We start from the raw sequence: 14,785 nt of genomic DNA, 5'->3' as shown, positions 1-14,785 counted from the left end.
CCAGTGTCCCGCACCTGACTGTGGACCCGGCCCGCCTCCTGGGGAGACGGCCGGTACCGGTACGAGGTTGATACGTGAACCGCGTCTCCTTGAGACGTGCGTCGCCGGGCGTGGGCTGCGCAAGTCCAGGGTGCCGGGTCCTGCGCGGGACCGGGAGGGCGGGCGGTAAGCGATGTGAACCCACCCCGTACGACGTGCTAATGTTCTGGGTGTCGGAAGGGGCCAGCCCGAAAGGGCCGGAAGCGGAAGACACACCCAATGCGCGGGTGGCGGAATAGGCAGACGCGCTGGATTCAGGTTCCAGTGCCCGCAAGGGCGTGGGGGTTCAACTCCCCCCTCGCGCACAGCTGAGACACGGGTCTCTGTAGGTGACGAAAGTCACCGCAGGGGCCCGTTTCTCGTTCCCTCTTCTCCTGCCCCGTTCTCCTTCCCGGTTCTTGTGGGGCATCGCACAGGCCGTCAGGTCCCGGGCCGCTGCCCCGCCCGTGAGCTATCTCACGACCCCCGGGCCGCCGGTCGACCCTCATGACGTGGTGGGCGCGGCGGTCGAGGCCGGCGTCCTGTCGGGCCGGCCGGGCTGCCCGGTGAAGAGGACGAGGTGCCATCTGCCGTTGTCGCGGGTGACGGTGAAGGTGTCCTTCATGAACCTGCCCGCCTCGTCCTCGGCGGAGAGGCGGGCGCTGCCGGTGTCGGGGCCCATGTCGCGGTCGATCTCGAGGCTGCTGACCCTCCACCCCCGGCCGCCCTTGTCGGCGAGGATCTTCGCCGCCTCCCGCCGCGACCAGGGTGCGTCCTGCACGCCGCCGGTCCGGATGAGGCCGGTCGCGCTGCGTGTGTTGAGCGCGGAGAGATAGGCGTCGACGGCCCGGCGCGCACCGTCGGCCGGGGAGCTGTGGGGCTTCGGCCCGGCCTCCTCGCTCCCCTGTTCCACCGCGCAACCGGACAGGGCCAGCAACGCGAGCGCGGCGACGGCCATGTGGCGAGGGTTCACGGCGGGCTCCTTCTCTCCCTGGGGGAGGCGGGTGTTTCTCCTGTGGGCAGGCGCGTGCTTGTCCGCCGGGGGGTGTGTGCTTCTCCCGCCGGGAGGTGGGTGCTTCTCCTGCCAGGGGGGTGTGTTTCTCCTGCCGGGAGGTGTGCGAGGTGAGGCACACCGCGGTACTGCCCGGGCGGGTCGGTGCGGGGCCGCTCTCGGTGCCGGCCCCCTGATCACGGGCCGACCGGTCGTGGTCAGCCTGCATGAGAGGAGATCAGATCCGGCCGGAGCGTTCCCTTCTGGCTGCATTTGTGTGTGGGAATGTCTGATTCCTCACCGTGTGCCGCTCGGGTCGGGAGTGATGCCCTCGATCGCCGCCTCGGGGGACGGCGCGGGTGCTGCCGAGAGCGTCCTGGTGGCGAACTCCGCCAGCCGGGCCCGCATTTCGTCGCGCGGCAGTCCCTTCTCGCCGGCCAGGTACGTGACGAGGTCGGCCCGGGTGGCGGCCAGCAGGGCGTGCGCGGTGAAGTCGCCGTCGGGCAGGCCCGGGATCCGGTCGAGCAGATCCCGGAGCAGGGCGTGCCAGCGCTCGTAGTGCTCCGTGCGGTACGGGCTGTCGCTGCCCGTCTGTTCCAGGGCCAGGGCGAGGTGGCGGTTGTCGAGCTTGAAGCACAGGACCGCGTCGAGCACGGCGAGCACGCGCCGCAGCGGCTGTGCCGCCGGCCCGAGCGGCGACGGGCCCTCCTCGAGACTTCGCCGGACCGGTTCGAGCCGCGCCTCGTACAGGGCGCGGATCAGGCCGGTGCGGTCGCCGAAGGCGCGGAAGAGCGTTCCCTTGCCGACGCCCGCCGCCGCCGCGATGTCGGCCATGGTCACGTCGTCGGGGTGCTCGCAGGTGGTGAAGAGGGTGTCGGCGGCGGCGAGGACGGCCGCGCGGTTGCGGGCGGCGTCCTTGCGTGGGCTGCGCTCGGCCACGTGGTTCCTCCGTTGCGATCCGGACCGGCGGTCCGTATTGTCATCAGTGAAGCGGACCGCTGGTCCGCATCGTACTGGAACGGAGAGAGCCATGTCTGCGCACGGTCATGCGAACGCCGCACCGGCCGATCTGTACCGCCACAGCCTGCGGCTGCTGCTGGACAAGGACATCGCGGCCTGGGTGGGTCTGTGGGCCGAGGACGCCGTGATGGAGTTCCCCTTCGCCCCACCCGGCCGGCCCCGGCGGCTGGAGGGCCGGGACGCCGTCGCCGCGTACATGCGCCACTACCCCGACCACATCGACCTGCACGGCTTCCCCGACGTGCGGATCCACCGGACCACCGACGCGGAGACCATCGTGGTCGAGATGCGCGGTGTCGGCCGTGTGGTCGCGACGGGAGCCCCCTTCGACATGACCTACATCGCCGTCGTCTCCGTCCGGGACGGACGGTTCACCTCGTACCGCGACTACTGGAACCCCCTCGCCGTCCAGGAACTCGGCCTGGACCTCGCGGCGAGCGACGCCCGGTGAACCCGCCCGGCACCACCTTGGTCACCGGCGCCACCGGCACCACCGGGAGCCGTACGGCCGCCCGGCTGATCGCCGCCGGACACCGTGTCAAGGCCGCCAGCCGGCACGCCACTTCGGTCCCGGGTGCCGAACCGGTCCGCTTCGACTGGTACGACCCCGCCTGCTTCGGCGGCGCCCTCGCCGGAGCCGACCGCGTCTACCTCGTCCCGCCCGTGGGCGAGCCGGACCCCGCCCCGGTCATGCTGCCCTTCCTCCGGCAGGCCCGCGCCGCCGGAGTACGCCGTGCGGTGCTGCTCAGCGCGTCGGCCATCCCCGAGGGAGGCCCGGGCGTGGGTGCGGTGCACCGGGTCCTGCCCGGACTGTTCGACGGGTGGGCGGTGCTGCGGCCCTCCTGGTTCATGCAGAACTTCACCGGCACGCACACGCATGCCCGGAGCATCCGTGAGCACGGCGAGATCCTGACCGCGGCCGGCACCGGCAGGGTCGGTTTCGTCGACGCCGACGACATCGCCGCCGTCGCCGTGCACGCCCTGACCGACGAGCGGGCCCCGGGCACCGACCTCGTCCTGACCGGGCCGGAGGCGCTCAGCCACGACGAGATCGCCGCCGTCGTCACGGAGGTCACCGGGCGGCCCGTGGTCCACCGCCCGCTGACCTACGAGCAGATGCGGGACCGTCTGGCCGCCCAGGTCCCGCTGGAGTTCGCCACGATGCTGGCCGGCATGGACCGCGCCATCGCCGAGGGGGCCGAGGACCGCACCACCGGCACCGTCCGGCAGGTCACCGGCCGCCCGCCGCACAGCTTCCGCGCGGTCGCGGCACGGGAGCTGTCCCGGCACCGGTGACACCCACCGGTACCGGCCGGCGGGTGCGGCGCCCCGGGGCCGGCCGGCGACGGGCAGGGCCGAGTCGGGCACGGGGTGGGGTGCAGAGCCGAGTCGGGCACGGGGTGGGATGCGGGGGGAGTGAGTCGGGCATGGGGTGGGATGCGGGCGGGGCGAGTCGGGTACGGGGTCTGACGTCTTTCGGCCACCGGCTGTACGGTCTCCGAGTTGATGTTCGTACCGGCGCCTGCCACGGCGGGTGCGCGGGGAGTACGGGGGAGGCGGTCGCGGTGACCGGAACCGGTGTGGGTGTGGCGGACGCGGCGGGCCGGGGCACGGGCCGGCTGCCCCGGGTGCGCGGCTTCGGCCAGTGGCCGGTGCAGGGCTCGCCGAAGGAGGAGGGCAAGGCGCTCAGGCAGAGCGTGCCGCGCAGCGCACACCGCACCCTCGACCTGGACGCCGCCCGCCCCGACGCCGTCGCCGCGGTGACCGAGTCCAACGCGGGCCGGCTTCCGGAGCTGACCCCGATCCGGGTGGGCCGGATGGCCGCCACCCCGTTCGCCTTCCTGCGCGGCTCGGCCGGACTCATGGCCCACGACCTCGCCCGCACCCCCATGACCAGGATCGCCGCCCAGATCTGCGGTGACGCCCACGCGGCCAACTTCGGCCTCTACGGCGACGCCCGCGGGGACCTGGTCATCGACCTCAACGACTTCGACGAGACCGTGCAGGGTCCCTGGGAGTGGGACCTGAAGCGGCTCGCGGCCTCGCTCGTTCTCGCCGGACGCGAGGCCGGCGCCGACGAGGACACCTGCCGGGCGGCCGCCCATGACGCGGTCGGCGCCTACCGCCGCACCATGCGTCTGCTCGCCAAGCTGCCGGTCCTCGACGCCTGGAACGCCATCGCCGACGAGGAACTCGTCTCCCACACCGACGCCCACGACCTGCTCGGAACCCTGCAGAGGGTCTCGGAGAAGGCCCGCGCCAACACCAGCGGCCGGTTCGCCGCGAAGTCGACGGAGACGGCGGCGGACGGCGGACGGCGCTTCGTGGACGCCCCGCCGGTGCTGCGGCGGATCCCGGACGCCGAGGCCGCCGCGGTCGCCGCGTCCCTGGAGTCGTACGTCCACACGCTCAGCGAGGACCGGCACCCGCTGCTCGGCCGGCACGCGGTGCACGACGTCGCCTTCCGCGTGGTCGGTACCGGCAGCGTCGGCACCCGGTCGTACGTCGTCCTGCTCCTCGACCACCGTGAGCAGCCGCTGGTGCTCCAGGTGAAGGAGGCCCGCCCCTCCGCGCTCGTCCCGCACCTGGCCACGGCCGGCTTCGAGACGCCGACGGTGGACCACGAGGGGCGCCGGGTGGTGCTCGGACAGAAGCGGATGCAGGTGGTCAGCGACATCCTGCTGGGCTGGACCACCGTCGAGGGGCGCCCCTACCAGGTCCGCCAGTTCCGCAACCGCAAGGGCAGCGTCGACCCGGCCGCCCTCGCCGCCGACCAGGTCGACGACTACGCCCGCATGACCGGTGCGCTCCTGGCCCGCGCGCACTCCCACAGCGCCGACCCGCGCCTGATCGCCGGCTACTGCGGCAAGAACGAGGAACTGGACGAGGCGATCGCCGCCTTCGCCGTCACCTACGCCGACCGCACGGAAGCGGACCACGCAGACCTGGTCAAAGCCATCAGTGCGGGCCACCTCGAGGCGGAACTGGGCGTGTAGCCCGGATCGGGGCGCAAGCCGGGGCGCCGAGCGGGGCCGGGGCTGATCGGGCGGGGCCGGGACCGATCGGGCGGGGCGGGGCTGATCGGGCGGGGCTGGGGCTGATCGGCGGGGCCGGGGCTGATCGGGCGGGGCCGGGGCTGCAAGGGCGCTCGCCGCAACGCCCTGAGGGGCGCGGGGAACTGCGCGAACAACCACGACGGCCCCGCACCCGGCCCACGACCGGCAGCCCCACGGCGAGTCACCGAACCCGGCACCACACCCGTGCGGCAAGCCACCCCACACCGCTGCCCAGGTGTACCCCGGCCGAGCCGAGCGCAGCGGCTACGCTGAGCGGGTGACGCCCCCGAACCCCGAGCCGCCCCAGCCGCCCCGCCCCGAGGAACGTCTGGAACAGGCCGTACGGGCCGCCGAGCAGGCGCTGATCGAGTACGAGATCGCCGTGGAGACCTTCCGCGTCGAGGTCGAGAACTTCTCCCGCCTGCACGAGCAGCGCCTCGGCCCGCTCTACACCCGCATCGAGGAACTGGACGCGGAGATCGCCGAGGCCAGGGCCGCCCGCACCGGTGACCCCGAGGACGCCCGCCGCGCCGCGGAGGCACGCGCCCGCGTGCAGCCCATGCCGGGCGTGGAGGACCTGCTGCACGGCTGGATGGACGGCGACGGCCTGTTCCCGGAGGCCGCAGCGATGCTCACCGACCAGCCCGTACGGCCTCCGCAGCGGGTCCGGCCCAGCGAGGAGGCCCGCAGGCTCTTCCGCGAGCTGGCCCGCAAGGCCCACCCCGACCTCGCGCAGGAGGAAGAGGAGCGCAAGCGGCGCGAGGAGTTCATCACCCGCGTCAACGCCGCCTACGCCCGCGGCGACGAGACCCTCCTGAAGGAGCTGGCCGAGGAGTGGGCGGCCGGCCCGGTACCGCCCGAGCGCCGGCCGAGCCCCGCCGAGGAGCTGTACGCCCGCCTGGAATGGCTGGCCCAGCGCAAGGAACTGCTCAACCTCGTCGCCCGCGAGCTGGAGGAGAGCGCGATCGCCGGCATGCTGCGCCTCGCCCCCGACGACCCCGACGCCCTGCTCGAGGAGATCGCCGGCCGGCTGCACGCCGACATCGCCGGGCGGGAGGCGGAACTGGCGGCCCTGCTGGCACGGGACTGAGCCACGCCGCGCTTCGGGTAGCGTCGGGGACATGAATTTCGGAGCTGGTGTGCCCACGGTCCCGGTCACGGACCTCAAGGACGGCGACTTCCTGCTGGACGTGCGCGAGGACGACGAGTGGCAGGCGGGCCACGCCGCGGGAGCGCTGCACATTCCCGTCAGCGAGTTCGTGGCCCGCTACGGCGAGCTGACCGAGGCGGCGCCGCAGGACGGCCGCGTCCACGTCATCTGCCGCTCCGGCGGCCGCTCGGCCCAGGTGACCATGTACCTGGTCCAGCAGGGCATCGACGCCGTGAACGTCGACGGCGGCATGCAGCACTGGCACGCCACCGGCCGCCCGGTGATCACCGAGGACGGCAAGCCGGGCTTCGTCCTGTAGTCCGGAGCCGCTCCGGTGCGTCAGCCGAGGGGGTGGGCGGCCAGCAGGTCGCCGAGCCTCTCCTCGTACGCCGCCGCCGGCCCGAGCGCCAGCTCCAGCTGCTTGGCCCAGGCGTGGTACCGGTGCAGCGGGTAGTCGGTGTCCGCGCCGAACCCGCCGTGCAGATGCTGCGCCGTCTGCACCACCCGCCGTACGCCCTCCGCCGCCCAGATCTTCGCCACGGCGACGTCCCCGGCGGCGGGCAGCGCCCCCGGCGCGCCCGACGCGATCCGCCAGGCGGCCTGCCACAGGGTGGCCTCCATGGCCCGCAGATCGATGTACCGGTCCGCGGCCTGCACCGCCACCGCCTGGAACGTCGCGATCGGGTACCCGAACTGCTCCCGCTTGCCGGTGTAGTCCCCGGTCATGCGCAGCACCTGCTCGCCCAGCCCCAGCGCCAGCGCGCAGGTGCCGGTCACGAGCAGCGCGTGCAGCCACTCCCAGGCCCCGTCGGCCTCGATCACCTCGTCGGCGTCGATGCGGACGGACTCCAGCCGCAGCTCGGCCAGCCGCTCGCCACTGGTGGAGACCTGCTCGGCGAGCACGAGACCGGCCGTCTCGCGCGGCACCAGCGCGAGCACGGTCCGGTCGGCGGCCTCCTCCTCGGCCCGCGCCGGTACGACGATCAGGTCCGCGTCGTAAGCCCACGGCACCGCCGTCTGCACCCCGTCCAGCAGCCACACCCGGCCGTCCCGTCGCGCGGTGACGGCCCGCTCGGCCGGCTCGTGTCCGGTACGGCCCTGCGCCGCGACGGTCAGCACCAGCTCCCCGCGCCCCGCCCGGGCCAGCAGCCGCTCCGCCTGCTCCTTGCCGCCGTGCGCCCGGACGGCCGCCGCGGCGGCGCTGTGTTCCAGCAGCGGCACCCGGGCGAGCACCCTGCCGGCCTCGCGCAGCACCAGACACAGTGCGATCGCGTCGAGGCCCGCCCCGCCGTGCGCCTCGTCGAGCAGCAGACTCAGCAGGTCGGCGTCGGCCAGCCGCGCCCACAGCGCCCGGTCGAACCCCTCGGCCACGGCGCCGGTGGTGAGCGCCGGACTGGGCACCGCGTCCGGAGCGACACCGGAGAACACCCCCCGCGCCGCCTCGGCCGCCGCCTGCTGCTCCTCGCTGAAGGTGAAGTCCACGGCCTGTCCTCCCGGAGGGTCCAGTCGATCTGACGGACCGTCAAGATAGAACAGGTTCTAGGAGAACGGAACGCCCGCGGAGCGCGCGGATGCTCCGGGAGGGCAACCGCGCGGCGCCGCGACTGCCGGTGGGCCGGGTGTGCCGGGCGCCGCAGGGCCGCTCCGGCCGGGGCGCCGGGTGTTCCGGCTGCCGCGCGGGGCTGCCGCGACCGACGCACCGGGGGTGCCGGTGTGCCGGGTGCGCACGGTGGTGGTGCCTCAGCGGTCGAAGTCCAGTTCCACCTTCTCCGTCAGAGGATGCGACTGGCAGGCCAGGACATAGCCGGCCTCCGTCTCCTCCGCCTCCAGCGCGAAGTTGCGGTCCATGCGGACCTCGCCCGAGACCAGGAAGGCCCGGCACGTCCCGCACACCCCGCCCTTGCAGGCGTAGGGCGCGTCGGGGCGGTTGCGCAGGACCGTGTCCAGCAGGGACTCGCCCTCCTGCACCGGCCAGCTGCCGCCGCGGCCGTCCAGCCGGGCGGTGACGGTGCTGTGCGCCGGTGCCGCGGTGGTGGTCGCCGGGGCCGATCCCCCGTCCACGTGGAAGATCTCCTGGTGGATCCGCGTCCGCTCCACGCCCAGCTCGCGCAGCGCCTGTTCCGCGCCCTGCACCAGCCCGTAGGGCCCGCACAGGAACCAGCCCGCCACCTGCTCCACCGGCAGCAGCGCGGGCAGCAGCCCTGTGAGCCGCTCCCCGTCGAGCCGGCCCGACGGCAGTCCCGCCTGCTGTTCCTCCCGGGAGAGCGCGGTCACCAGCTGAAGCCGCTCCGGGTAGCGGTCCTTCAGATCCGCGACCTCCTCCAGGAACATCGTCGAGGCTGCCGTACGGTCGCTGCGTATCAGGCAGAACCGGGCCCCAGGCTCGCGCGCCAGCAGCGTGGAGACGATGGACAGCACCGGGGTGATGCCGCTGCCGCCGGCCACCGCCGCGTACAGGCCCGGCGCCGGTTCCAGCGTGAAGCGGCCGGCCGGGGTCATGACCTCCAGCTCGTCCCCGACGTTGATCTCCTTCAGCGCGTACGCCGAGAAGGCCCCGTTCTCGACCAGCCGCACCCCCACCCGCAGCGTGCTCGGGCCCTCGCCGGCCGGGTCGGGGGCGGGGGAGCAGATCGAGTAGGTGCGCCGGATCTCCGTGCCGTCGACCCGGCGGCGCAGCGCGAGGTGCTGGCCGGGCGCATGCCGGTACTCCTCACGCAGCTCGGGCGGGACGCTGAAGGTGAGGGCGACGGAGTCGTCGGTGAGCCGGTCGACCGCGGCCACCGGGAGCGGGTGGAAGCGCGCCATCACAACTCCTTGAAGTGGTCGAACGGTTCACGGCAGGCCAGGCAGCGGCGCAGCGCCTTGCACGCGGTGGACGAGAACCGGCTCAGCAGCTCGGTGTCGGCCGAGCCGCAGTGCGGGCAGCGGACCGGTTCGGACCCGGGCCCGCTCTCCGGTGCGTGCGTGCGCGTCGGACCGAGCGTCAGCGGGACCGGTCCGGCGGCGGCCGCACGCGGGGGAGCGATGCCGAACTCCCGGAGCTTACGACGGCCTTCGGCGGTGATGTCGTCGGTCGACCAGGCGGGCGTGAGCACCGTGCGGACGGTGACCTCGCGCATGCCGTGGGCGCGCAGCACCCGCTGGATGTCCAGGCTCATCGTCTCGAGGGCGGGGCAGCCGGTGTAGGTCGGGGTCAGGTCGACCTCCACCGTGTCCGTGCCGTGGACGTGCACCGCACGCAGCACGCCCAGCTCCTGCAGGGTGAGCACGGGCAGCTCGGGGTCGGGAACCGCGCCGGCCAGCTCCAGCAGCTCCGCCTCCAGGGCGGTGGCGGTCACCATGCCGCCCCCGGGTGGCTGCGGTGCAGGTGCTGCATCTCGGCGAGCATCCGCCCGAACGACTCGGTGTGCACGCCTTCCCGGCCGGCGCCCGCCGACCAGGCGCCGGTGCGCGGCCCCTCCGGGACGGTGAGGGTCGCCCGGCCCAGTACGTCGCCGATGTACTCCAGCCAACGGGCCTCCAGGGACGGCCAGTCGGCGTCCAGGCCCTCCACCGGCTGGAACATCTCCCCGGTGAACCGCCACAGCGCGTCGCAGGCCTGCTGCATCCGCTCGCGGCTGGTCTCCGTGCCGTCACCGAGGCGCAGTGTCCACTGCTCGGCGTGGTCGCGGTGGTAGGCGACCTCCTTGACGGCCTTGGCGGCGAGCGGCGCGAACGGGCCGTCACCGGCCGCGAGTTCGGTGTGCAGCAGCTGCTGGTAGACGGAGAAGTACAGCTGGCGGGCGATGGTGTGCGCGAAGTCGCCGTTCGGCTGCTCGACCAGCTGGAGGTTGCGGAAGGCGCGTTCCTCGCGCAGGAAGGCCAGCTCGTCCTCGTCACCGGCCAGCGACAGCAGCACCCGGGCCTGGCCGAGCAGGTCCAGGGCGATGTTGGCGAGGGCGACCTCCTCCTCCAGGGCGGGGGCGTGCCCGGCCCACTCCCCCAGGCGGTGGGAGAGCACCAGGGCGTCGTCGCCGAGGGCGAGTGCGGCGGTCACCGGGACGGTGGCGGGGCCGGTGGCGGTCACAGGTGCTTCACCCCTTCCGGGATCTCGTAGAAGGTCGGGTGCCGGTAGGGCTTGTCGGCGGCCGGCTCGAAGAACGGGTCCTTCTCGTCCGGCGAGGAGGCGGTGATCGCCGTGGCCGGGACGACCCAGATGGAGACGCCCTCGCCGCGCCGGGTGTACAGGTCGCGGGCGTTGCGCAGGGCCAGTTCCGCGTCGGGTGCGTGCAGGCTGCCGGCGTGGGTGTGGGAGAGGCCGCGCCGGGAGCGCACGAAGACCTCCCACAGGGGCCAGTCGGTGGTGCTCATGCTCGCGTCGCTCCCGTCTCACCGGCGCTGCCGGTGTGCTTGGCCGCGTAGGCCGCGGCCGCTTCCCGTACCCACGCGCCCTCGTCGTGCGCGCGCCTGCGCTGGGTGATGCGCTGTTCGTTGCACGGGCCGTTGCCCTTGAGGACCTCGCGGAACTCCGACCAGTCGATCGGTCCGAAGTCGTAGTGCCCCCGCTCCTCGTTCCACCGCAGGTCCGGGTCGGGCAGGGTGAGGCCCAGGGACTCGGCCTGCGGGACGCAGATGTCCACGAAGCGCTGGCGCAGCTCGTCGTTGGAGTGGCGCTTGATCTTCCACTCCATGGACTGCGCGGAGTGCTGGGACTCGTCGTCGGGCGGGCCGAACATCATCAGCGAGGGCCACCACCAGCGGTCCACCGCGTCCTGGGCCATGGCGTGCTGGGCGGGGGTGCCCTTGCTGAGGGCCAGCAGCAGTTCGTAGCCCTGGCGCTGGTGGAAGGACTCCTCCTTGCAGATCCGCACCATCGCGCGGGCGTAGGGCCCGTAGGAGCAGCGGCACAGGGGGACCTGGTTGGTGATCGCCGCGCCGTCCACGAGCCAGCCGATCGCGCCCACGTCGGCCCAGGTCAGGGTCGGGTAGTTGAAGATCGAGGAGTACTTCTGGCGGCCGCTGTGCAGCTTGTCGAGCAGCTCGTCGCGGCTGGTGCCGAGCGTCTCGGCCGCGCTGTACAGGTACAGGCCGTGGCCGGCCTCGTCCTGGACCTTGGCCATCAGGATCGCCTTGCGCCGGAGGGAGGGCGCGCGGGTGATCCAGTTGGCCTCCGGCTGCATTCCGATGATCTCGGAGTGCGCGTGCTGGGCGATCTGCCGGACCAGGGTGGCGCGGTAGGCGTCGGGCATCCAGTCGCGCGGTTCGATGCGCTCGTCGGCGGCCACGGCCGCGTCGAAGGCGTGCTGGTAGGCCGTCGTGTCGACGGTGTCCGGAGCGCCGTCCGCCTCCGTACGGGCCGTGCGCTGCGCGGCTGCTGTCGCCATGCGGTCCCCCTGACCTCGGGCTCTGCTGTTGAACACTGTCCCGACCGATCGTTCGGTCCGTGCGCATCCATGGTGTGCCGGGCCGCCGCGGGGTGTCAACCGCTGTGGAAAACTCCCCGCGCCGCCTGTGGACGAGCCACGGCGGGGGAGGCGGTGCACGGGCCGGGGACGGTGCCGGAGCCGTACGGCGTGGCGAGGACCACCGACGCCGGCCCGTACCCGGGGCTGCGCCCGGGGCCCGTGGCTGAGTACCGTTCCGTGCGGGCGCCCGCACGTGGCGCTCGTGAAGCGTGCGGCGCCTGCGACGGAAGACCGCGCGTCGGAGCCGACCCGCCCGGCCGAGTCACCGGGGCAGGGACGGCGCGCCGAACGACCGAGTAGCACGACCGCGCTGAACGACCGAGCTGAACGCATGAGCCGAAACGGGGGACGGGACGGAATGGACGCGTACGACGAGGACTCGCGGGGCCCACAGGGCCCGGTCGGGTCGGCCGGGACGCGTCTCCCGGAAGAACCCCCGGAAACCCCGGCCTCCGCCCCGCCGGATCCGCCCCGCACCGGCGTCGCCGCGCTCTCCCTGCGCTACCAGGTCGGCGCGGCGCTGGCGCTCGCGGTGGTCGCCGTCGGCGCGGTCGTGCACGTGCTCATGGTGTTCCTCAGCGTCGCCCCCGCCAACACCGTCACCAAACAGCACGGCAAGGCGGTCGAGGAGTGGGTGTACCCGGAGTTCGAGCAGAACTGGAAACTGTTCGCGCCGAACCCGCTCCAGCAGAACATCGCCGTCCAGGTGCGCGCGGAGGTGCGGATGAACGACGGCGGCCTGCGCACCACCGGCTGGACCGACCTGTCCGCCCAGGACGGCGCCGCCATCGACGGCAACCCGCTGCCGAGCCACACCCAGCAGAACGAGCTGCGCCGGGCCTGGGACTTCTTCTCGGCCACGCACAGCACTGACAACCGTCCCGTGGGCATGCGCGGGTCCCTGTCCGAGCAGTACCTGCGCCGGATCGTGGTCATGCGCCTGTACCGGGACGACCCGACGAGCCGGGAAGGCCGGATACGACGCGTGCAGGTCCGATCCAGCACCACCAATGTGCAGCCGCCGGCATGGAGCGGTGAGCGGGTGTCCGACAAGCCCGTCTACCGGCTGCTGCCCTGGTGGTCGCTGACGGCCGACGAGACGGCGGGGGGCGTGCGGTGAACCGGTTCTCCCTAGCGGTGTCGCGCGGTGTCGCCCGGGTCACCGAGGCGGCCCTCGGCCCGTACCAGACGGCCGTGATCAGGATCGGCTTCGCCGCGACCTGGCTGCTGTTCCTGCTGCGCGAGTTCCCGCACCGCCAGGAGCTGTACGGCCCCTCCGGCCCGTGGGGCTGGAACCTCGCCCGGCAGCTGACCCGGGACAACCACGCCTTCACGGCGCTGCTGTGGTCCGACGGGCAGCTGTGGTTCGAGTGCTTCTACACCCTGGCGATCCTCGCGAGCGCGGCGCTGCTGCTGGGCTGGCGCACCCGGACCGCTTCCGTGCTGTTCATGGTGGGCGTGCTGTCGTTGCAGAACCGCAGCGTCTTCATCGGCGACGGCGGCGACAACGTGCTGCACCTGATGTCCATCTACCTGGTCTTCACGCGCTGCGGCCAGGTGTGGTCCCTCGACGCCCGGCGCGCGGCACGGCACGAGGCGGCAAGGGCGCGCGGGGAGCACGTGCCCGCCGACCGGGTCGGCCCGGTGCTGTGGGCGGTGCTGGGGGCGGCGCTCGGCGTCGTCACGCTGACCGGCCGCTTCGACAACGGCAGGCTCGTCCCGGTGCTGCTGTGGACGGCCTGGGTGGTGCTCGGCCTGTGGTGGGCCGTCGGACGCCGGGCGGCCTGGCGGGAGCCGCGGATCCTGCTGGACGTCGTCACCAACGTCCTGCACAACGGCGCCCTGGCCGTGATCATGGCAGAGGCATGTCTGATCTACGCCACGGCCGGCTGGTACAAGATCCAGGGCTCCCGCTGGCAGGACGGCACGGCCGTCTACTACCCGCTCCACCTGGACTACTTCTCGCCCTGGCCGGCCCTCGCCGACCTGATGTCCTCCAGCGGCACGATCATGATGATCGCGGCCTACGTGACGGTGATGGCCCAGGTCGCCTTCCCCTTCACCCTGTTCAACCGGCGGGTCAAGAACGTCCTGCTGGTGCTGATGATGACCGAGCACGCGGTGATCGCGGTCGTCCTCGGCCTGCCGTTCTTCTCGCTGGCGATGATCGCCGCGGACGCCGTCTTCCTGCCGACGTCCTTCCTGCGCAGACTGGGCGCCCTGGCGGAACGTGCGCGCGGGCGGTTCGAGCGGCGCGGCGGCCGTGCGGTGCCCCCGCCGCGCTCCCCGGAGGAGAGCGGTGCGGGCCGCGTAGGGTTCACCGCATGACCGACCCCCTGATCCGCTGGCGCGCGCACGCGGCGGACGCCGTGCTGCTCGACGGCTTCCACGCGCTGAAGCACGCGCTGCGCTTCGGGGCCGAGGTGCCGGTCGCGGTCGCCACCGACCGGGAGGCCGCGCTCGCCCTGGCCGAGCACCTGGCGGGGGACGTACGCGACGCCCTGGACGCCCTCCTGACGGAGGTGCCCGGGCCGGTGTACGACTCCCTCGTCCCGCGTCCCCATCCGACGGGCGTGGCCGCGCTCGCCGTACGGCCGTCCCGCGCGGCCAACCTGCGGACGCTGGCCCGTACGCCGCGCACCGCACCCGTCGTCGTCCTCGACGACCCGCGCAACCTCGGCAACGCGGGCGCCGTGATCCGGCTGGCCGCCGGCTTCGGGGCGACGGGAGTGGTCACCACGGGCACGCTCGACCCCTGGCACCCGACCGTCGTCCGCGGCGGCGCAGGGCTGCACTTCGCCACCGCCGTGGAGCGGCTCGAAGCCGGCGAGCTGCCCGCGGGGCCGATGTTCGCGCTCGATCCGGAAGGCGAAGACATCCGGGGCGTCACGTTGCCGGACGACGCCGTGCTGGCCTTCGGCTCGGAGCGCACCGGCCTGTCGGCCGAGCTGCGCGCGCGTGCCGACCATCTGTTGCGGCTGCCGATGCGCCCCCAGGTCTCCAGCTACAACCTGGCCACGAGCGTGGCCATGACGCTGTACCACTGGAGCGCCGATCCGGGGGCGCACGGCGCCCCGTGAGGGGCGCGCTGCGGTGTCCGGCACGG

The 14,785-nt window shown here is 73.4% G+C and carries 16 protein-coding genes and 1 tRNA gene; 9 read left to right on the top strand and 8 right to left on the bottom strand.

Going from position 1 to position 14,785, the window contains the following annotated elements; all coding sequences use genetic code 11:
* Positions 1–260 precede the first annotated feature (260 nt).
* Positions 261–344, top strand: a tRNA-Leu gene (locus JK359_RS14650).
* A gap of 179 nt (positions 345–523) precedes the next feature.
* Here JK359_RS14650 and JK359_RS14645 read toward each other — a convergent pair.
* Both JK359_RS14645 and JK359_RS14640 read right to left on the bottom strand, forming a co-directional pair.
* Positions 524–991 carry a hypothetical protein gene (locus JK359_RS14645; protein ID WP_201835678.1) on the bottom strand — a complete coding sequence of 156 codons (468 nt, stop codon included), beginning with the start codon at positions 989–991 and terminating at the stop codon, positions 524–526.
* Positions 992–1,306: 315 nt separating this feature from the next.
* Positions 1,307–1,948: a TetR/AcrR family transcriptional regulator gene (locus JK359_RS14640; protein WP_201835676.1), complete on the bottom strand. Its 642-nt coding sequence runs from the start codon at positions 1,946–1,948 to the stop codon at positions 1,307–1,309.
* A 91-nt stretch (positions 1,949–2,039) separates the two neighbouring features.
* On the opposite strand from JK359_RS14640, the gene JK359_RS14635 reads away from it, so the two are divergent.
* From JK359_RS14635 to JK359_RS14615, 5 genes are all read left to right on the top strand, one after another.
* Positions 2,040–2,480, top strand: a complete 441-nt coding sequence (locus tag JK359_RS14635; RefSeq protein ID WP_201835674.1) for a nuclear transport factor 2 family protein — start codon at positions 2,040–2,042, stop codon at positions 2,478–2,480.
* The gene (locus JK359_RS14630; RefSeq protein WP_201835672.1) at positions 2,477–3,325 is read left to right on the top strand and encodes an NmrA family NAD(P)-binding protein; all 849 of its coding nucleotides are present in this window, start codon (positions 2,477–2,479) and stop codon (positions 3,323–3,325) included. Before JK359_RS14635 ends, JK359_RS14630 begins: the two co-directional genes overlap by 4 nt.
* Before the next feature lie 269 nt (positions 3,326–3,594).
* A complete protein-coding gene (locus JK359_RS14625; protein WP_201835670.1) occupies positions 3,595–5,025 on the top strand; it encodes a DUF2252 domain-containing protein in 1,431 nt (476 codons plus the stop codon).
* 337 nt (positions 5,026–5,362) lie between these two features.
* Entirely contained in the window at positions 5,363–6,175 is an 813-nt protein-coding gene (locus tag JK359_RS14620; RefSeq protein ID WP_201835668.1) for a hypothetical protein, read from the top strand.
* Between the two features lie 49 nt (positions 6,176–6,224).
* Positions 6,225–6,554, top strand: a complete 330-nt coding sequence (locus tag JK359_RS14615) for a rhodanese-like domain-containing protein (protein WP_201836037.1) — start codon at positions 6,225–6,227, stop codon at positions 6,552–6,554.
* A 20-nt stretch (positions 6,555–6,574) separates the two neighbouring features.
* Here the strand turns inward: JK359_RS14615 and JK359_RS14610 are convergent, their stop codons facing one another.
* The 6 genes from JK359_RS14610 to paaA all read right to left on the bottom strand — a co-directional run bounded on the left by JK359_RS14610 (position 6,575) and on the right by paaA (position 11,598).
* Positions 6,575–7,717, bottom strand: a complete 1,143-nt coding sequence (locus tag JK359_RS14610) for an acyl-CoA dehydrogenase family protein (RefSeq protein WP_201835665.1) — start codon at positions 7,715–7,717, stop codon at positions 6,575–6,577.
* Positions 7,718–7,975: 258 nt separating this feature from the next.
* The gene (locus JK359_RS14605; protein WP_201835663.1) at positions 7,976–9,040 is read right to left on the bottom strand and encodes a 2Fe-2S iron-sulfur cluster-binding protein; all 1,065 of its coding nucleotides are present in this window, start codon (positions 9,038–9,040) and stop codon (positions 7,976–7,978) included.
* Positions 9,040–9,576 (bottom strand): 1,2-phenylacetyl-CoA epoxidase subunit PaaD, encoded by a 537-nt coding sequence (paaD, locus tag JK359_RS14600; RefSeq protein ID WP_201835661.1) that lies wholly within the window; start codon positions 9,574–9,576, stop codon positions 9,040–9,042. The genes JK359_RS14605 and paaD overlap by 1 nt, the downstream gene beginning before the upstream one ends.
* Positions 9,570–10,271 carry a 1,2-phenylacetyl-CoA epoxidase subunit PaaC gene (gene paaC / locus JK359_RS14595; RefSeq protein ID WP_201836036.1) on the bottom strand — a complete coding sequence of 234 codons (702 nt, stop codon included), beginning with the start codon at positions 10,269–10,271 and terminating at the stop codon, positions 9,570–9,572. Before paaC ends, paaD begins: the two co-directional genes overlap by 7 nt.
* A 26-nt stretch (positions 10,272–10,297) precedes the next feature.
* The gene (gene paaB / locus JK359_RS14590) at positions 10,298–10,585 is read right to left on the bottom strand and encodes a 1,2-phenylacetyl-CoA epoxidase subunit PaaB (protein WP_190016117.1); all 288 of its coding nucleotides are present in this window, start codon (positions 10,583–10,585) and stop codon (positions 10,298–10,300) included.
* Positions 10,582–11,598 (bottom strand): 1,2-phenylacetyl-CoA epoxidase subunit PaaA, encoded by a 1,017-nt coding sequence (gene paaA / locus JK359_RS14585; protein WP_201835659.1) that lies wholly within the window; start codon positions 11,596–11,598, stop codon positions 10,582–10,584. Before paaA ends, paaB begins: the two co-directional genes overlap by 4 nt.
* 439 nt (positions 11,599–12,037) lie before the next feature.
* Between paaA and JK359_RS14580 the strand changes: the two genes are divergently transcribed.
* From JK359_RS14580 to JK359_RS14570, 3 genes are read left to right on the top strand one after another with little or no spacing between them, the layout of a single operon-like run.
* Positions 12,038–12,799 (top strand): DUF5819 family protein, encoded by a 762-nt coding sequence (locus tag JK359_RS14580; RefSeq protein ID WP_201836034.1) that lies wholly within the window; start codon positions 12,038–12,040, stop codon positions 12,797–12,799.
* Positions 12,796–14,007, top strand: coding sequence for an HTTM domain-containing protein (locus tag JK359_RS14575; protein WP_201835657.1), 1,212 nt, complete (start codon positions 12,796–12,798; stop codon positions 14,005–14,007). Before JK359_RS14580 ends, JK359_RS14575 begins: the two co-directional genes overlap by 4 nt.
* On the top strand, positions 14,004–14,759 hold the full coding sequence (locus JK359_RS14570; protein ID WP_201835655.1) for a TrmH family RNA methyltransferase: 756 nt from the start codon (positions 14,004–14,006) through the stop codon (positions 14,757–14,759). The genes JK359_RS14575 and JK359_RS14570 overlap by 4 nt, the downstream gene beginning before the upstream one ends.
* Positions 14,760–14,785: the final 26 nt, after the last annotated feature.

The organism is Streptomyces actinomycinicus (assembly GCF_016741775.1).
Taxonomy (GTDB): domain Bacteria; phylum Actinomycetota; class Actinomycetes; order Streptomycetales; family Streptomycetaceae; genus Streptomyces; species Streptomyces actinomycinicus.
The sequence above is the reverse complement of the archived record's forward strand: the minus strand, read 5'-3'. Positions and strand labels throughout refer to the sequence as shown.